General features: G+C 39.5%; 16 protein-coding genes and 1 other annotated feature. Of the genes, 15 read left to right on the top strand and 1 reads right to left on the bottom strand.

Annotated features, from left to right (window positions below; genetic code table 11):
* The first annotated feature begins 287 nt into the window (after positions 1 to 287).
* The 11 genes from EO117_RS08375 to leuB all read left to right on the top strand — a co-directional run bounded on the left by EO117_RS08375 (position 288) and on the right by leuB (position 12,032).
* The gene (locus EO117_RS08375; protein ID WP_164727554.1) at positions 288 to 782 is read left to right on the top strand and encodes a pyridoxamine 5'-phosphate oxidase family protein; all 495 of its coding nucleotides are present in this window, start codon (positions 288 to 290) and stop codon (positions 780 to 782) included.
* Between the two features lie 106 nt (positions 783 to 888).
* Positions 889 to 1,515 carry a peptidylprolyl isomerase gene (locus EO117_RS08370; RefSeq protein ID WP_126940009.1) on the top strand — a complete coding sequence of 209 codons (627 nt, stop codon included), beginning with the start codon at positions 889 to 891 and terminating at the stop codon, positions 1,513 to 1,515.
* 1 nt (position 1,516) lies between these two features.
* Positions 1,517 to 1,789, top strand: a complete 273-nt coding sequence (locus EO117_RS08365; RefSeq protein ID WP_126940008.1) for a GIY-YIG nuclease family protein — start codon at positions 1,517 to 1,519, stop codon at positions 1,787 to 1,789.
* Between the two features lie 36 nt (positions 1,790 to 1,825).
* On the top strand, positions 1,826 to 2,284 hold the full coding sequence (locus EO117_RS08360) for a DUF1934 domain-containing protein (protein ID WP_126940007.1): 459 nt from the start codon (positions 1,826 to 1,828) through the stop codon (positions 2,282 to 2,284).
* Positions 2,250 to 3,914: an arginine--tRNA ligase gene (gene argS, locus EO117_RS08355; RefSeq protein ID WP_126940006.1), complete on the top strand. Its 1,665-nt coding sequence runs from the start codon at positions 2,250 to 2,252 to the stop codon at positions 3,912 to 3,914. The genes EO117_RS08360 and argS overlap by 35 nt, the downstream gene beginning before the upstream one ends.
* A 30-nt stretch (positions 3,915 to 3,944) precedes the next feature.
* Positions 3,945 to 5,555, top strand: coding sequence for a CTP synthase (locus EO117_RS08350; RefSeq protein WP_126940005.1), 1,611 nt, complete (start codon positions 3,945 to 3,947; stop codon positions 5,553 to 5,555).
* Between the two features lie 218 nt (positions 5,556 to 5,773).
* Positions 5,774 to 6,379, top strand: a complete 606-nt coding sequence (gene fic / locus EO117_RS08345) for a protein adenylyltransferase Fic (protein WP_126940011.1) — start codon at positions 5,774 to 5,776, stop codon at positions 6,377 to 6,379.
* A gap of 501 nt (positions 6,380 to 6,880) precedes the next feature.
* Positions 6,881 to 7,080, top strand: a binding site (T-box leader).
* Between the two features lie 466 nt (positions 7,081 to 7,546).
* The gene (locus tag EO117_RS08340; protein WP_126940004.1) at positions 7,547 to 9,085 is read left to right on the top strand and encodes a 2-isopropylmalate synthase; all 1,539 of its coding nucleotides are present in this window, start codon (positions 7,547 to 7,549) and stop codon (positions 9,083 to 9,085) included.
* A gap of 4 nt (positions 9,086 to 9,089) precedes the next feature.
* The gene (leuC, locus tag EO117_RS08335) at positions 9,090 to 10,355 is read left to right on the top strand and encodes a 3-isopropylmalate dehydratase large subunit (protein WP_126940003.1); all 1,266 of its coding nucleotides are present in this window, start codon (positions 9,090 to 9,092) and stop codon (positions 10,353 to 10,355) included.
* Position 10,356: 1 nt separating this feature from the next.
* Positions 10,357 to 10,851 carry a 3-isopropylmalate dehydratase small subunit gene (locus EO117_RS08330; RefSeq protein ID WP_126940002.1) on the top strand — a complete coding sequence of 165 codons (495 nt, stop codon included), beginning with the start codon at positions 10,357 to 10,359 and terminating at the stop codon, positions 10,849 to 10,851.
* Between the two features lie 107 nt (positions 10,852 to 10,958).
* A complete protein-coding gene (leuB, locus tag EO117_RS08325; RefSeq protein WP_126940001.1) occupies positions 10,959 to 12,032 on the top strand; it encodes a 3-isopropylmalate dehydrogenase in 1,074 nt (357 codons plus the stop codon).
* 217 nt (positions 12,033 to 12,249) lie between these two features.
* Here leuB and EO117_RS08320 read toward each other — a convergent pair whose 3' ends face one another.
* Positions 12,250 to 12,828, bottom strand: a complete 579-nt coding sequence (locus EO117_RS08320; protein WP_126940000.1) for a type III toxin-antitoxin system ToxN/AbiQ family toxin — start codon at positions 12,826 to 12,828, stop codon at positions 12,250 to 12,252.
* Between the two features lie 388 nt (positions 12,829 to 13,216).
* Between EO117_RS08320 and pheA the strand changes: the two genes are divergently transcribed.
* The 4 genes from pheA (at position 13,217) to EO117_RS08300 (ending at position 17,318) form a co-directional block, all read left to right on the top strand.
* Positions 13,217 to 14,104, top strand: coding sequence for a prephenate dehydratase (gene pheA / locus EO117_RS08315; RefSeq protein WP_126939999.1), 888 nt, complete (start codon positions 13,217 to 13,219; stop codon positions 14,102 to 14,104).
* Positions 14,105 to 14,449: 345 nt separating this feature from the next.
* Positions 14,450 to 14,866: a PepSY domain-containing protein gene (locus EO117_RS08310; RefSeq protein ID WP_126939998.1), complete on the top strand. Its 417-nt coding sequence runs from the start codon at positions 14,450 to 14,452 to the stop codon at positions 14,864 to 14,866.
* Between the two features lie 224 nt (positions 14,867 to 15,090).
* Entirely contained in the window at positions 15,091 to 15,600 is a 510-nt protein-coding gene (locus tag EO117_RS08305; RefSeq protein WP_126939997.1) for a hypothetical protein, read from the top strand.
* Positions 15,601 to 15,716: 116 nt separating this feature from the next.
* Entirely contained in the window at positions 15,717 to 17,318 is a 1,602-nt protein-coding gene (locus EO117_RS08300; protein WP_126939996.1) for a class I SAM-dependent methyltransferase, read from the top strand.
* The last annotated feature ends 231 nt before the right edge of the window (positions 17,319 to 17,549 follow it).

The following is a 17,549-nucleotide window of genomic DNA, read 5'->3' as shown; positions in this document are numbered from 1 at the left end:
ATGGTGTAGATTTATCTTGATTTTTAATTACGCTTATGTTTAGCTATTTTTTATGACAAATTAATTTGTGTTTGACATTGTTTTGAGCTTGGCTATACAATTTTTGGTGGTGGTATATATAAATTTGCGGTTTACTGGGGTTGCTTAGGAAATGTCGTATTTACTTTGGTAAAACTAAGTTTTTAATAATAATTTTCAAAATTATTGCTTAGGTACTTGAAATGGACATGGCTGTTAGTGCTATAATAGAACAAGGTAAGTTCGTGCAGGGGTTGAAAGGAGAATGGATGGATTATAAAGTAGCAGCTTCTTTTTGGACAGAGAAGGATAAAACTGCAAGAAAGATGGACCCACGTGAATTGCATGTTGAGATAGTTGATTTTCTGAAAGCTCATCATACGTGCGCCTTGGCGACACATAGTGAAACGGGTGTACGTTGCACTCCATTATCATATACTGTACATGGTGGATACATTGATATTTTCTCTGAAGGTGGTGAGAAGTTCTTTCATTTAGAAGAAGATAAACATGTATCTCTTACTGTGTTCGATCCTTATGAGGGGCCAGGTACGGCGAAGTGTGTTCAGGTTCAAGGTGTAGCAACAGTGCTAGGGCCTGGTGAAGAAGAGTATGCTAAGGTACTAACAGAAATTGGTATGGAAAAATTATTAGATCGTGATGATGCACTATACTTGATTCGTGTAAAATCGAATGAGATTGTTTACTTGAATGGTTCCTTGCGATCACGTGGTTATTATATTCGCCAAGTCCTATCAAGATAAGTTAGATTCTTTTTGCACATCTGCGTCAAGTATGATACAATAAATAAAGACCGCCGTTAGAGGTTTCATCTAACGGTGGTTTTTGTTTTAGAAATGGAGATAATGAATGAACATACAACGTATCTTACTGAGTGCGCTATTAGGAGCAACGCTGGTAGTGACGGCTGCTTGTGGTACTGATGCAGCTGAGCAAGCAAAGTCTGAAGTAGGGAAAGAAGTGAAAGCAGAAACAAAAATGCCTAGCTTTGATGCCACACCGATTGCTGATGAATATGCTACGATTCATACGAATAAGGGTGATATCAAAGTGCGTCTATATGGTAGCAAGGCACCTATCACTGTGAAAAATTTTAAAAGCTTAATTGAACAAGGGTATTACAATAATCTAACCTTCCACCGTGTCATCGATGGATTTATGATCCAAGGTGGAGATAATAAAAAGGGTGGTCCTGGGTATACGATTCCTGATGAAGTGAGCAATGATTTGCACTTTAATAAGATGGGTATCTTGGCGATGGCCAATGCAGGTCCAAATACAGGGAATGCACAGTTCTTTATCACTGTGGCACCAACGCCTTGGTTAGATAATAAACACACCATCTTCGGTGTCGTTGTGCAGGGTATGGATGTGGTAGAAGCCATCAGTCGTGTGCCACGAGATAAGCGAGATGCACCGAAAGAGCCAGTGGTGATTCAATCTGTTGACTTAGCACCAATTCCAGCTGGTGAATAAGATGGAAGAAAAATTTTATACCTATATGGTGCGTTGTGCAGATGGATCTCTCTATACGGGTTGGACTACGGATTTAGAGAAACGCATACGAGCCCATAATGGTGAAATTAAAGGGGGAGCTAAGTATACACGAGGTCGTAGACCAGTAACCTTGGTGTGGAGTACAGCTTTCAGTAGAAAGCAAGATGCTCAATCCATGGAACAGCAGGTGAAACGTATGGAACGGTCCCAAAAAGATGCCCTCATTGCGGCAAGTTGTGATATAATAAAATGATACAGATAGTGCGTGAATAAGAGAGGAGGAATGCTAATGAAACGAGTCATTGTGTCCGTAAAAAGTACGCAACGTGATGCGGATGGAGAGGATACGGTGGTGGAATTAGTATCCTCTGGTAAGTATTATGAAACAACGTTGGCAAAACACATTATTTATGATGAAAGTGAAGTCACTGGATTGGGGAATACGAAAACGACTATTAAAGCCTATAAGGATTCGGTGGTACTCTTGCGAACGGGTGAATTTTCTATGCGTCATGAGTATCAACTGGGGAAAACTAATGTTGCCAGTTTGGAAACCCCATATGGAGCAGTAGAATTAGCGATGCTAACTCATGAATTAGATATAGATTTGAATGATGGCAAGGGACATATTTGTTTAGGATATGATATCTCTGTTGGTGGTGAATGGCAATTTTATAACCAGCTGTATGTAGAGATTCGGGAGGATGTACATTATGGACATGAAAGAAGTTTTGAAAGTAGCCATTAAGGATGCTTTGCAGATAGCTCTGGAACAGGGAGAATTACCAGAAGGTACCTATCCAGAGGCACATTTGGAAGTACCACCGCAGAAAGAGTTTGGTGACTTTTCTACGAATATTGCTATGCAATCTGCACGGATAGCGAAATCGAATCCAAGAGCTATTGCGGAAACAATCATTTCCCATATGAACTACGATTGGTTAGAGCGCGCAGAAGTAGCAGGTGCGGGATTCATCAATTTCTTTTTAGCATCAGATGTGATTTACGATACTTTAAAACATATATTAATCGCAGGGAACACATATGGTAGTGCACCACTTCGTGAAGAAGATACAGTTCAAATTGAGTATGTCAGTGCCAACCCAACGGGATTATTGCATGTAGGCCATGGTCGTGGTGCTGCGTATGGTAGTGCATTGGTGAATTTGATGCGCGCAGCTGGGTTTAATGTATTTGCTGAGTATTATATTAATGATGCAGGTAAACAAATCGATAACTTGGCGGCCTCTGTGAATGCTCGGTATTTAGAGCTATTAAATATGAAACATGAGTTCCCTGAGTCTGGTTATCGTGGTCAAGATGTCATCGATACAGCGCAAGAGTTGATTAACTGGAGAGGCGATTTCTTTGCAGTGCTTCCAGAAGAAGAGCGTGTTCCGTTCTTTAAAGAATTTGCTTTAACAGAAAAATTAAATGGATTACGCAAAACATTGCGCAATTTCCGTGTTGGATTTGATCATTGGTTCAGTGAACGTAGTTTGCATAAAAGCGGTGAAATTCGTGCGTTGGTGGATCAGTTATTAGAATCTGGCGGAATGTATGAAAAAGATGGAGCGTATTGGTTGGCATCGATGCAATATGGAGATGACAAAGATCGTGTGGTTATCCGCGATAACGGAGAGCCGACGTACTTGGCGGCAGATATTGCCTACCACAAAGATAAATACGAACGCGGTTACAAACAATTAATCAATATTTGGGGTGCTGACCATCATGGTTACATTGCTCGTGTGAAAGCGGCTATGGAAGCACTTGGTTTTAACCCAGATAAATTAGAAGTTCTCTTATTGCAAATGGTATTCTTATACCGTGATGGAGAACTCGTGAAAATGTCTAAACGTACCGGTGAAACGATTACTTTGGATGAACTAATTGAAGACGTAGGAGTGGATGCAGCAAGATACTTCTTCTTGATGCGTTCCTTAGATAGCCAATTAGACTTCGATATTAATTTGGCATCCTCTAAATCTAATGACAATCCAGTGTACTATATCCAATATGCGCATGCTCGCATTCACAGTATTTTTGGACAAGTGAAAGAAGCGGGTATTGTGTATGGCGACTGGGCGAATACATCTTTCACAGCATTGCAAAATGAACAAGAAGTGGAATTGATTAAAAAATTAGCAGCCTACCCAGAAGAAATTCAATTATCTGCGAACAATAAAGCACCACATCGTATCGCTAAGTACTTGTACGATGTAGCCAGTCTATTCCATTCCTTCTATAAACAAGGTCGTATCATGGGCGTTGACCCAGAATTGCAACAAGCTCGATTAGGCTTGATTACAGCAACGGCACATGTATTGCAACATGGTCTTGGTATCTTAGGTATTTCCGCTCCTGAAAAAATGTAATCAGAAGCATATAATTATTAGGGAGGCATCATGTCAACAAAGTATATTTTCGTAACAGGTGGCGTCGTATCATCATTAGGTAAAGGCATTACTGCAGCATCCTTGGGACGTTTGTTGAAAAATCGTGGATATAAGGTGACAATTCAAAAATTTGATCCATATATCAATATCGACCCAGGTACAATGAGTCCCTATCAACATGGTGAAGTGTTCGTTACTGACGACGGTGCAGAAACTGACCTAGATTTAGGCCATTATGAACGTTTCATCGATATTAACCTAGGTAAATCATCCAATATCACAGCTGGTAAAGTGTATTGGTCTGTGATTAATAAAGAACGTAAAGGTGAATATCTTGGCTCTACTGTGCAAGTTATCCCTCATATTACGAATGAAATTAAAAATGCTGTATTCCGCGTAGGTAAAGAAGATAATGCGGATGTGGTAATTACAGAAATCGGTGGTACTGTGGGCGATATTGAAAGCTTGCCGTTCCTAGAAGCGATCCGCCAAGTAAAAAAAGAAGTCAACCGTGATGATGTGTTATATATCCACGTAACATTGGTACCATATATCAGTGCAGCTGGTGAATTGAAAACAAAGCCAACACAACATAGCGTAAAAGAACTTCGAGGCATTGGTATTCAACCAGATATTATTGTATGCCGTACGGAGAAAGAAATTTCCCGTGAAATGAAAGATAAATTGGCATTATTCTGTGACGTAGATCCAGATGCTATCGTAGAAAACCGCACTTGCAGTACAATCTATGAAGTGCCATTAATGATGCAAGATGAAGGATTAGATAGCATTGTTGTACGCAAATTGAACCTAGAAGACCGTCCTGCGGATATGACAGAATGGAAAGAAATGGTTCATAAAATCTTGAACCCTAAAAAAGAAATTACCATTGCTCTTGTTGGTAAATACGTAGCATTGCATGATGCATACATTTCTGTAGCAGAAGCATTGGGCCATGCAGGTATCGTTGAAGATACGAAAGTGAACATTAAATGGGTTGACTCTGAAGCAGTAGAAGCAGAGGGTACTGATTTAGCGGAAGTGTATAAAGATGTAGACGGTATCTTGGTACCAGGTGGTTTCGGTTGCCGTGGTGTAGAAGGTAAAATTGCTACCATCCAATATGCACGTGAACATAAAGTACCATTCCTTGGTATCTGTTTAGGTATGCAATCCTCTGTTATGGAATTTGCTCGTTCTGTATTGGATATGCATGGAGCTACTTCCACGGAATTTGATGAAAGCTGCCAATTTCCTGTGATCGACCTAATGGACGACCAAGTAGATGTAGATGAAAAAGGCGGTACCATGCGACTTGGCGTATACCCATGTAAAACAGTACCTGGGACAAAAGTACATGAAGCATACGGCGAAGACTTGATCTACGAACGCCATCGTCATCGTTGGGAATTTAATAATGCCTACCGTCAACAATTGGCTGATGCAGGCTTGATTATCTCCGGGACATCTCCAGATAACCGTCTAGTAGAATGCGTTGAAGTGGCAGATCATCCTTGGTTCGTAGGCGTACAATTCCACCCAGAATTGAAATCTCGTCCAAACAATGCACATCCATTGTTCAAAGGATTCGTGAAAGCGGCCATCGAAAATAAAAAATAAGACATAGTGATTATGTAACATAGAAAGGACTGTAACGAGAATACAATAGATTCTGGGTGCAGTCCTTTTGTATGAATTGATGACGATGATCTTGTAAAATTAATTATAAAATATGAATTGTTTGTAACACCAGTGACAACATATATCTTAGAAGATTTTTATAAAAATGATGAATGTTAGAGGCGTCTGTATATTTTGTGCTAGAAGGTGGTGATGGTATGGTATTGCAAAATAAGTTGGGAATCACTAATTTTGTAGAACTTGCTAGAGAGGAAGAGCGGATTAGTAAAAAGAAAGCTTTAGATCTGTTTGATACTACTGTACTAGAGAAGCATCCTGTAGGTTCTTTTGCGCAATTAGCTGCGATACATAGATATTTGTTTGAAGATATCTATGGCTTTGCAGGAAAAGTTAGGTCTGTTAATATAGCAAAAGGTAATTTTCGGTTTGCTCCTGTGATGTATTTAAAGGCTGCCCTTGAAAGTATAGAGAACATGCCACAATCTACTTTTGATGAAATTATTGAAAAATATGTGGAGATGAACGTGGCACATCCTTTCAGAGAAGGCAATGGAAGAAGTGCTAGAATCTGGCTAGATCTAATGCTGAAACAAGAACTGCATCTCGTTGTAGATTGGAGTTTTGTAGATAAAGACGATTATTTACTAGCTATGGAACGAAGCCCTATTAAAGATACTGAAATCAAGCATCTCTTAAAAAATGCTTTAACTGAAAGGATAGATGATAGAATAGTATATATGAAGGGAATCGACTATAGTTATTACTATGAAGGGTATACCCTGTATAAAGCAGAAGAGTTGTAGGATAAAATTTATAGAAGAAAATAGAAAAACAATATGATGTATATCTATTGTTGAAGTGATATGATGTATATTAGATAGAGTTAGGTACAGCACTCCTATTGTGTTTTACTTCAAACAATGCTATACTTAAGACACAAAAAGAAGAGCCGTCAACGTGTGCTGGCGTTAGGCTCATCTCAAACTAGTAAAATGATGATGCCTAACGTTTAGAGGGTACGAACCTCTTTCGTTAGGCTTTATCATTAATTGTTAAAGAAACTAATGATTTGTACTATAAGCTTTAAAATTAAAATCAATACATTGATTTTTCTAAAAAACTTTTTCATAGTACCACCTCCTCCTATAGGATAGGAAGAGATGAGCCCAACGCACGTTGAAGACTCTTCTATAATTGCATTATAACAGAGTTTATTCGTATTGTGTATATATCTAAATAAAAAAATACATGAGTCTATTGACAAGTGACTCAAAATACTATAGAATAGTTTTCAGTTATATAAAGCAAATGCGATGAACAGGTATAAAGATATAGTTAGTTGCTTTCAGAGAGCTACTGGTTGGTGCGAAGTAGTAGAACGGTTATATTGAAACTCCCCTGTGAGCAGCGATGGTGAAATCAAGTAGTCATCGACGGTAGTTCCGTTATAACTGTGAGAACCAACTAGGGTGGGACCGTGTTATTGAATGATAATGCCCCTTGATGTGCATAGCACATTGAGGGGCTTTTTTGTATCATAGGTTGATTAGTGTTTCTTACATTTTACGATGAGATCTGTATAAGGTATACAGTACAAGTAGACTCTATTAGAATGTTCTAATAGTTGTAAGCATAGCTTACTAGCAGTAGAATATGCGCTTGGTTGTGAACAAACCTCTACACAAGATAGAGAAAAATCTGTGATGTAGTACTACTGAACTATGGTATGTAAAATGTAAAAATCGCTATGAAACCAATACGCTACATATAACGCCCCTAGGGATGCATAGACATCTCTGGGGGCGTTTTTTTATTTTCTGAAAGAAATCTCAGAGGGCACGTACTTAAAACCACCATAGGAATGATTTTAGCAAAGGTGAGATATGGAGGCCACATATTCAGTTTTTTTAGAATCATCCATTAGAATAGACATACGAACAGATATAGATTAGTCAGAAAGAGGAATAATCATGGATAACAGAATTTATTTTTTTGATACTACACTTCGTGATGGGGAGCAAACTCCAGGTGTTTCCCTTCAAACACCAGAAAAAGTAGAAATTGCACAAGCTCTTGTGCGCCTTGGATTAGATGTCATCGAAGCGGGGTTCCCAGCTGCATCGGAAGGCGACTTTGAGGCGGTATCTACGATTGCTAGAGAAGTGCGTGGATGTACTATCGCAGCGCTTGCTCGATCCAATGAGAATGATGTGACGAAAGCAGCAGAAGCACTTGCAGGCGCAGAGCGCAGTCGTCTACATGTGTTTATCGCTACTAGCGATATTCATCTAACATATAAATTGAAAAAGACTCGTGAAGAAGTGCTAGACATTGTGAAACACATCCTTGAGTTTGCAAAAGGTAAATTTGATGAAATCGAGTTCTCCGCAGAAGATGCATCTCGTACAGATTTAGATTATCTATGCCGAGTCTTTGAAGTGGCTATCGAAGGTGGAGCTTCTATCTTGAATGTGCCAGATACAGTTGGTTATATGACACCAGAAGAGTTTGGCAATCGCATTCGCTACATTAAAGAGCATACGAAAGGCATCGAAAAAGCTATCATCAGTGTACATTGTCACAATGACTTAGGCCTTGCGAATGCGAACACGTTGGCAGCTATTGAAGCTGGGGCTCGTCAAGTGGAATGTACTATGAATGGTTTAGGCGAACGAGCTGGTAATGTGGCCATTGAAGAAGTCGTGATGACCATCAAAACTCGTCATGACCATTATCCATTCGATGTCCATATCGACACACCTTTGTTTACACGTACTAGCAAATTGGTGAGCAAACTTTGCGGTGTTGCCGTGTCTCCTAATAAAGCTATCGTAGGTGCGAATGCCTTCGCTCATGAGTCTGGTATTCATCAACATGGTATGCTGAACAATCCAACTACTTATGAAATCATGACACCAGCTAGTGTAGGAGCAGAAAAAACGTCCATCGTATTGGGTAAACATTCTGGTCGTCATGCCTTTGAAGATCATCTAGTGAATTTAGGCTTTCAGTTAGAAGAAGAACGAGTGAATGAGTTGTTCGTTCAATTCAAAGCTTTAGCAGATAAGAAAAAACAAGTTTACGATGAAGATATCTATGCTTTGGTGATGGATACTATGCATCACGAACAAGCATTCCACGTGATACAACATGATTACCATTCCGATCAAAATGGATACGTTCTTGCTAGCATTCGTGTATTAACTCCGAATGGGGAACGTATGGATGCTGCTGTCGGTGATGGCCCAGTAGATGCTTCTTTCAGAGCCATCGAACGATTAGTGAACACACCATTTGTATTGGAAGATTTCCAAATCCGTTCCGTAACAGTGGGTAAGGATGCCCTTGGTGAGGCAGTTGTAAAAGTCAATTATAATGGCCGCAGATTCCAAGGCCGTGGTATTAGCACAGATATCGTAAAATCTAGTGTAAATGCCTATATTAACGCAGTAAATGCTATTTATTTAGCAAAAGAATTAGAACAAGAGTTTGGAAACCAGGAGGGTTAATGTCATGGGTATGACCATAACAGAAAAAAATATGGCTCGCCATGCAGGACTTGCAGAGGTGAAAGCAGGTCAAATGATCGAGTGTCAATTAGATTTCATCTTGATGAACGATATTACATTTCCGCCAGCGAAAAAAGAGTTTGAAAAGATCGGTAAACCTGTATTCGATGCAGACCGCATCTACTTAGTACCGGATCATTTCACACCGAATAAAGATATTAAATCCGCTACACAAGCCAAAGTGATGCGTGATTTTGTACGACAACATAAGATTACGCACTATTTTGAAGTAGGTCGTATGGGTATCGAGCACGTATTATTACCAGAACAAGGTTTGATTGGACCAGGGGAAATGATCATTGGCGCTGACTCTCACACTTGTACCTATGGTGCATTGAATGCCTTTGCTACCGGCGTTGGTTCTACAGATGCTGGGGTTGCTATGGCAGAAGGTAAAACTTGGTTCAAGGTACCAGAAACTATTAAGGTTGTTCTAGAAGGAAAACCAGCGAAATGGATTTCCGGTAAAGATATTGTATTGGACTTAATCGGTAAAATCGGTGTGGATGGAGCACGTTATAAAGCCCTTGAGTTCCATGGTTCTGGTGTGCAATACATGACGATGGCAGACCGTTTGACCATCTGTAACATGGCCATCGAAGCGGGTGGTAAATGTGGTGTATTCCCATACGATGCAGTGACAGAGGAGTATATCCAAGGTCGCATCACACGCCCTATCGAACCGATTGCAGCAGATGAAGATGCAGAATATTGCCAAGTAGTGACTATCCAATTAGACGAATTAACTCCAGTAGTGGCGTATCCACATCTTCCTTCCAATACACATTACATGAAAGACATTGTGAAAGAAGACCGCATTCAAATCGACCAAGTCATTATCGGTTCTTGTACGAATGGACGCTTTGAAGACTTACAAATGTGCGCAGAAATTTTTAAAGGTCGTAAGGTAGCGGACTTCGTGCGTTGCATCGTTATCCCAGGATCGCAAGATGTATACAATCAAGCTGTGAAATCTGGTTTAATTGATATTTTCATTGAAGCTGGTTGTGCTGTAAGTACACCAACTTGTGGTCCATGCTTAGGTGGTTATATGGGTATCATGGCAGAGGGAGAACGCACTGTGTCTACGACAAACCGTAATTTCCGTGGCCGTATGGGACACGTGGACAGTGAAGTATATTTAGCAAGCCCGTATGTGGCGGCAGCAAGTGCAGTAGCAGGGTATTTAGCAAGCCCTGAGGAGGTATAATATGGCAGACTTTCAAGGAACGATTTGGCGCTACGGCGACAATGTAGATACAGACGTAATCATTCCGGCGCGCTACTTGGCAATCGCGGATATGGCGGAATTAGCAGAACATGCTATGGAAGACATTGATACGACCTTTGCACCGAATGTGAAAGCTGGTGAAATTATGGTAGCTGGCAAAAACTTTGGTTGTGGTTCCTCTCGTGAGCATGCGCCAGCGGTGATTAAAGAAAAAGGTATTTCTTGCATTGTAGCAGATAGCTTTGCTCGTATCTTTTTCCGCAATGCCATCAACATTGGCTTACCAGTGATTGAAATTGGCGACGCTGTAGAACATATTAAAGAGGGTCATGAGATTTCTGTAGAAATGGCTACAGGTGTGGTACATAATTTAACTACTGGGGAAAGTTATAAAGGAACTGCACTACCACAATTTGTGCAAAATATTGCCAAAGCAGGTGGATTGGTAAACTTTGCGAAAAATAGACAAGGCTAATATTGTCTAATAGGATACCCTAGGCAAAGCTACTATTGATTAGCCTAGTGGTACTCCATATGATGTTTGTGTGTTAGATGATACAATATATAGATATGAGGAATACCATGAGTGAAAAACAAATTGTCCTAATTGCTGGCGACGGCATTGGGGAAGAAATAACAAATTCCGCGCGTACCGTGGTGGACGCAGCCTTTGCCAAAGCGGGTGTAAACGCGAAGTGGATTGAGAAAAAAGCCGGTGGTGCGGCTATTGATGCTTTCGGTGAACCATTGCCACAAGATACAATCGATGCATGCCAAGAGGCAGATGCTGTATTATTAGGAGCTGTAGGTGGTCCTAAATGGGATGATGTAGATCCATCCATCCGTCCAGAAAAAGCCATCCTTGGTTTGCGTAAAGCATTAGGTTTGTTCTGTAACTTGCGACCAGTGAAAATCTATCCAGCATTGCGTGAGTTCTCTCCGTTGAAACCAGAGTTGGTAGAAGATGTTGACTTCGTTATCGTTCGTGAATTGACTGGCGGCATATACTTTGGGGAACGTGAAGAAGCGCAAGGAGAAGGTCCTAACGAATTTGCTTGGGACAAAGAAACCTACGCTCGTTATGAAGTGGAACGCATCATGGACGTAGCTGTAGAAACGGCACGTAAACGTTCTGGTAAAGTAGTGAGTGTGGACAAAGCTAACGTATTGGCGTCCTCTCGTTTATGGCGTAAAATTGCAAAAGAAAAAGCAGAAGCGAATCCAGATATTTCCATGGATTACTATTATGTAGATAACACGGCTATGCAACTTGTGACGAATCCAGGTCAATTTGATGTACTCGTGACAACGAACTTATTTGGAGATATCTTGAGCGATGAAGGGGCTGTTATCTCTGGGTCCCTTGGATTATTGCCATCTGCATCCATCGGTACAGGTACTTCCTTGTATGAACCAATCCATGGTTCGGCGCCAGACATTGCAGGCCAAGGCATTGCTAACCCATTAGGTACAATCTTGTCTGCAGCCATGATGTGTCGTTACTCCTTGGACTTACCAGCAGTAGCGGACTCTATCGAACAAGCAGTAACAGCCGTTCTTGATGCGGGCTATCGCACAGGTGATATGTACCGTGAAGGATTTACTAAAGTGAATACCCAAGGCATGACTGACGCTGTCATAGCGCACTTAGGATAAGCATCATATAGGATATAAAAAAGCACGGCACACTCCTCCACAAACTGATACTATCGTTAGGTTTGCTCCGGAGTATGCCGCGCTTTTTTTATATATGTTATTAGTTAGATATCCTTGATACTGCTTAGCCTATGTGCGCTATGATGGGGTTCTAAAAAGAGGGAGAATATACATGCCTATGTCATAACCGATTTTTGTGATGGTATGAGAGACGATATTATAGATGCTCTTCTATCCAAGAATCATGATAGGCGATGGCCTTTTGTAAATTTACACAATGCGTCTTATTATGCTTTGGTAATGTGTTAGTTAAGGATTTTGTATAAAAACGTAATACTTTAGTGTAAATTATATCTTTCATTGCATTAATAGCGTAATATTCTTTTTGTAATAAGTCGCCATATTTTTTCTCAGAAGAGATAGTTGAGGATAGCAAGTCTTGGATAGAAATTTCAGTAATTTGAGACTTAGGCACAGGAATTATTTTTCCAATAATTACATTACAAAGATGAACTTGCTTATTACTGATAACTTTTATACTGATACGTCTTTTTTCAATGTTAGATTTTTTTGCTTTAGCAATTTGTAGCTCATTAGAATCTAATGTACTTGGAAATTTAGCTGGAGAAGAGAGAGGTGCAAAAAATAGTCTATCTTGGATGGTAAGAACTATACCTACATAGGGACGAGTTCGTTTATCTCCGGTTGAAATTCTAACATCGGGGTCAATAATTTGTAATGATTCGATATATGTTTCATTAATTTTATAAAAGCTTAAGTTTGGTTGCGTATTCATAGAAAGCTCCTATAGTCCATAAAAAGAAAAGCCGAGATACATCCCGGCTTATATTGCAAATAAAGTATATCCATGGTGGGGTGCACCATCCTTATGGACCTCTCTTTAAAAATGATAATTCATTTTATGGTGGGGTGCACCAACGGTAAAGCTCCTCGCTTTCAGAATGATATCACATTCTATGGTGGGGAGCACCAACGATAAAGTTCCGCGCTTTTAGATATACATTTACGAGTCAATCCTATCACAGCAATGAGAGAATGTCAACTTGCATCGAATTTTTGAAGGATATCAATAGAAATATATATATTAGTTAAGGTTTCATGTACTTTTGTGTATAATAGTGTACATATATCAGTGTTGAGAACGGGAAACAGGAGGGTTTACCATGGCAGATGAAAGAGTTACAGATTTACAACTTGCCCACTCTGTGCTAGGATATACGGGAGTTCCAGGGGCTTATGCCTATGAAGTGTTGCAGAATTTACTTTCAAAATATATAGAAAAGGGTGGCTCTGTGAAAGGGCAACGGATTGAGCGCTGTCAAAGTCATCGTGAACTGGTGCAAGCTGTCCATGAAGGGCGTATCGATTATGCCATATTGCCTATTGAAAATTCTATCGTCGGTGAAGTACGGGACAGCACAGATTTAATCAAGGATAAAAATATTCACATCGTTGGAGAAGTACGTCATCGTATTAGCCATAGTTTATTGGGCATAGAGGGTGCTAGCCTAGACACGATTCAAGAGGTGTACTCTCACGAGCAAGCCCTCATGCAATGCTCGCAATTTTTGGCGACCCATAGTTCTTGGCAGTTGGGACCTATGAGTAACACTGCAGTAAGTGCAAAATATGTAAGTGATACACAGGATATCACGAAAGCATGCATAGCCAATGCATCAGCTAAGCAGTTATATGGGCTTGATGTATTGGCGCCAGACATTGCAAACTTTAAGGAAAATTTTACACGATTCTTCATCATCACCCATAAAGATGTACTGATCCGTGATGCTCACAAGCTAAGCATTATTGTACAAACACCGAATACACCGGGGGCGTTGGTGAAAGTCCTGCGAGTTTTTGAAGACCATCAGCTGAACATGGTCAATATCAAATCACGACCATGCATGCATACGCCATGGGAATATTTCTTTTACATTGACATCGAAGGGGAAGGTCGTGAGGCTGAAGTACAACAAGCTTTAATAGAAGTGCGAGAACTGTCTAATTACTTGCAAGTGTTAGGACATTATAAAATCTATGATGTACTGTGAGGATTCTAATGCCATAAAATGTTAATATAGAGGCATAATGGAGGTTTTGCTATTTCTAGATGTTGTAATGATAGGCGGTATAAGAAGAGTAGTTTAAAAGTTTGATGAAGTTTTACGAGAGCCCTTGCTCATAGAAATAGAGATATGATACTATATTTCTATAAATTATATGGAAATATGTAGATATACTGTATAGATATGCTAAGAAAATGTGCTATGTAAATGTAGTGTGCAAATCTAGTATATAAATGTAATATGCAAATACATTGAGCAAACGCAGTATAGGTTTCCCTCCTATTTCTATATACGAGTTAAGACTGTAAAAATTAAGCAAGGAGACATAGTATGAAACGAACCATTATTTCTTTTTTAGCGGGCGTAATCGTGACAGGTTGTGCGATGGGTTGGTTTTGGTATCAAGACCGTGAGCAGTACACACGTGCTATTCCGGCCGTAAAAGGACCTGTCCAAACGACACCAGTTGTGAATGGAACGCCAGCAGGAGCGACAAATGGTGCTGTATCACAACAAACAGGAACTGTAGATGGACAATCAACACAGCCACAAGCACAAATCACGCAAGAAAAAGCGATGGAAATCTTCAAAACAGCATACCCTGACTATCGCATTGAAAAAGTGAAGTTCGATATAGATCACGGCCGTGCTCATTATGAAATCGATGGAAAAACGTTAACACGTGAAGTAGAAATTAAAGTTGACGCTGTCACAGGAGAAATCTTCCAAGTCAAAGAAGGACATTAAAAATTTGCTATAGGACTATGAATACCTAACCTAAGTAGTAGGCTAGGTATTCTTTCATTAGTAAAGGGAAAGATTATATTAGAATGGTAATCAATAATCTAGTAGCCCTCAACAATATCATGAATCATTTCCTAGTAGTATATTTAAACATACTGTGTTAGTATTAACCATAGAGCAGTTATGGGAATTATATAACAGTAATAGATTAGAATGGAGGGAATAAGATGACAGAATTACACATGTATTTAGCGTATTTGATAGCGTGGACTATCTATCAATTGTGGTCTATTCACAGATGGGTGAAATCGGAATCAAAAGAAGAAAAAGCCGAGAGTGCAGGTCATGCGTTGGAAGAGGTATTAAATTTTATATCTCCAAAGGCAGTGGCTGGTTTGGCCGTGAGTGGAATCATTTTTACAGGGGCTGCAGATGTGTTAGGCATTTTGCTAGTGAAAGGCTTCATTCGTGACCCTCAGTGGCTAGATACATTGCTAATTAGCCTCGTTTGTGTAAGTATTATAGTGGGAATTCGTTCTGCTGTTGAGGCCTATCGCATTGTCCTAAGTGCTGCTAATTCTCGTCAACCAGATCTCTTTTTAGTACGACATGAAAGACTATTTAAAAAGGACAGTATGAACCTAGAGGTTATAGTGAACCGGGTATTACATATCCTATATGCAGGATTTGCCATTTATACGATTGTTATACTTTTACAAGTATTGCATATTTTATAAGAAAAATTACCAATAATGTTTATAGGATATTAGCAAAAGTTGTGGTGGTCTGTTATAATAAATTGATTACATTACATATGCTTAGAATATAGCAGTGTAAATGACAGTATATATAGATGAATCAATTGGTAAGAAGGGCATTATTAATGAACAAAAATAAGAAAACAACAATTTCTAAAGAAGAAACGACCGTGATTGAACGTTTAAAAGACGCCTATAATGAATTGGTGTATCCTTCAAAATCCTTTGGAGTAACCTCTATCAACAGTTTAGAAGCGAAGGCAAAATTATGGGGCTTGAATCCAGTGCCAGCAAAAGAAGCCCGTGTCCTAGAACTTGGTTGTTCTATGGGAGGCAATATTATTGGGCAAGCTGTGTACCATCCAGAGGCGTCTTTTGTAGGTGTTGACCTTAGTGGGTCTCAAATTGCAATTGGTAATGAAATCATCGACGCCATCGCTCTAAAAAATATAAAATTGGTAGAGCAAGATATCCTAAAAATTGACAAGGATTTTGGCACATTTGATTACATTATCGTTCATGGTATTTGGTCTTGGGTACCAGATGTGGTGAAAGATAAAATTCTAGAAATTTGTAATGTGAACTTGTCTGAACGAGGAGTTGCTTACATTTCTTATAATGTGTACCCAGGTTGGCATCGATTAGAGCAAGTGCGGGAGATGATGTTCTTTGCCACACGGTATGACCAGGATATGGATTTATTACCTCGCACAGAAAAGGGGATTTCCTTTGTACATCACATGAATGAACTCATCAAAGAGTCTAAGGAGATTGTACCTAAATTAGGCTGGAAAACAGATAGCTTTGATTCTGCTTTAGATCATAAAACATATTATATTGCTCACGAATATTTAGAACCTATTAACGACCCTGTATATATAACGGATTTTATTGACCGCGCTAACAAACATAAATTAGCCTATGTAGCTGATACGGATTTCCAACTGTCTGCTACTACGTGGATGAAAAAAGAACGTAGAGAATTAATTGAGGCTATGTCTGGTGGAGATTGGAACACGAAAGAACAAATTCTAGATTTCTATTTCGATACCCAATTCCGTCGCTCCTTATTATGCCATGAGTCACAAGCTCATTTACTACGTCATAATGAAGAGTTTTTAATTGCTACTCTTGATTCCCTGTATTTCGGTATGATCAATAAGGGTAAGGAATTACAAGATACAGCGAATGTGGTAGAACAAGCCATTGTAAACCAATGCCGTAAAGGAGATGCGTTTACTGTTGCCGATTGTAAGGAAGATGCGAAACGATTGCAAGACGGAGCAGAGTATAATGAAATAGAATTATACAGTATGCTCATTCGGTTCTTATTGTGTGGATTTATTGCACCTGTGACAGAGAAAAAAGAAATTAACACATTCAAAGAAGGTGTGTCCACGGTGCCAAAAGAAATGGCGAACTATGTACAAACTATTGTGGATCGAGGGGGGTCTAGATTCATCAATATCTCTGATTTGCACAATGATAGTATTACAGGATTTAACTCTGCTCATGTGCTCATGATGAAAGAGTTAGAAACGCCAAAAACGTTGGAGGAACTTTACAAAGTAGCTGATGAAATTCTGAAAGTAGATGAAACGAAACCATCTGGTGAAGTGGTACCGTTAAAAGGTCGTGCGGTAGTAGACAGTACATTAGATGATTTAGGTCAACTTGGGTTCTTGCGCAACAACTAAAATTATATATATTTCTATTAAAAAGAGCTGTATTAGCATGTGTATGTGACATGTGAGTACAGCTCTTTTATGGCACTAAGAGTGTCTAAAGTGATTGCATATAACAAGGGGCTGTAACAAAATAGCCCACAAATAAAATAGAGGAAAGTTGATCAAAAAGTATCAACTTTCCTCTATTTTTTATATTTTTAATAGGCAAAAGGGTCCCGAAGGACCCTTTTCATTGGTATA

The organism is Veillonella sp. VA142, from assembly GCF_003992135.1.
Taxonomy (GTDB): domain Bacteria; phylum Bacillota; class Negativicutes; order Veillonellales; family Veillonellaceae; genus F0422.
The sequence above is the reverse complement of the archived record's forward strand: the minus strand, read 5'-3'. Positions and strand labels throughout refer to the sequence as shown.

Bases quoted from the DNA above. Each gene is read 5' to 3' on its own strand.
- EO117_RS08375 (WP_164727554.1), top strand. From the start codon at position 288: ATGGATTATAAAGTAGCAGCTTCTTTTTGGACAGAGAAGGATAAAACT.
- EO117_RS08370 (WP_126940009.1), top strand. From the start codon at position 889: ATGAACATACAACGTATCTTACTGAGTGCGCTATTAGGAGCAACGCTG.
- EO117_RS08365 (WP_126940008.1), top strand. From the start codon at position 1,517: ATGGAAGAAAAATTTTATACCTATATGGTGCGTTGTGCAGATGGATCT.
- EO117_RS08360 (WP_126940007.1), top strand. From the start codon at position 1,826: ATGAAACGAGTCATTGTGTCCGTAAAAAGTACGCAACGTGATGCGGAT.
- argS (WP_126940006.1), top strand. From the start codon at position 2,250: ATGGACATGAAAGAAGTTTTGAAAGTAGCCATTAAGGATGCTTTGCAG.
- EO117_RS08350 (WP_126940005.1), top strand. From the start codon at position 3,945: ATGTCAACAAAGTATATTTTCGTAACAGGTGGCGTCGTATCATCATTA.
- fic (WP_126940011.1), top strand. From the start codon at position 5,774: ATGGTATTGCAAAATAAGTTGGGAATCACTAATTTTGTAGAACTTGCT.
- EO117_RS08340 (WP_126940004.1), top strand. From the start codon at position 7,547: ATGGATAACAGAATTTATTTTTTTGATACTACACTTCGTGATGGGGAG.
- leuC (WP_126940003.1), top strand. From the start codon at position 9,090: ATGGGTATGACCATAACAGAAAAAAATATGGCTCGCCATGCAGGACTT.
- EO117_RS08330 (WP_126940002.1), top strand. From the start codon at position 10,357: ATGGCAGACTTTCAAGGAACGATTTGGCGCTACGGCGACAATGTAGAT.
- leuB (WP_126940001.1), top strand. From the start codon at position 10,959: ATGAGTGAAAAACAAATTGTCCTAATTGCTGGCGACGGCATTGGGGAA.
- EO117_RS08320 (WP_126940000.1), bottom strand. From the start codon at position 12,828: ATGAATACGCAACCAAACTTAAGCTTTTATAAAATTAATGAAACATAT.
- pheA (WP_126939999.1), top strand. From the start codon at position 13,217: ATGGCAGATGAAAGAGTTACAGATTTACAACTTGCCCACTCTGTGCTA.
- EO117_RS08310 (WP_126939998.1), top strand. From the start codon at position 14,450: ATGAAACGAACCATTATTTCTTTTTTAGCGGGCGTAATCGTGACAGGT.
- EO117_RS08305 (WP_126939997.1), top strand. From the start codon at position 15,091: ATGACAGAATTACACATGTATTTAGCGTATTTGATAGCGTGGACTATC.
- EO117_RS08300 (WP_126939996.1), top strand. From the start codon at position 15,717: ATGAATCAATTGGTAAGAAGGGCATTATTAATGAACAAAAATAAGAAA.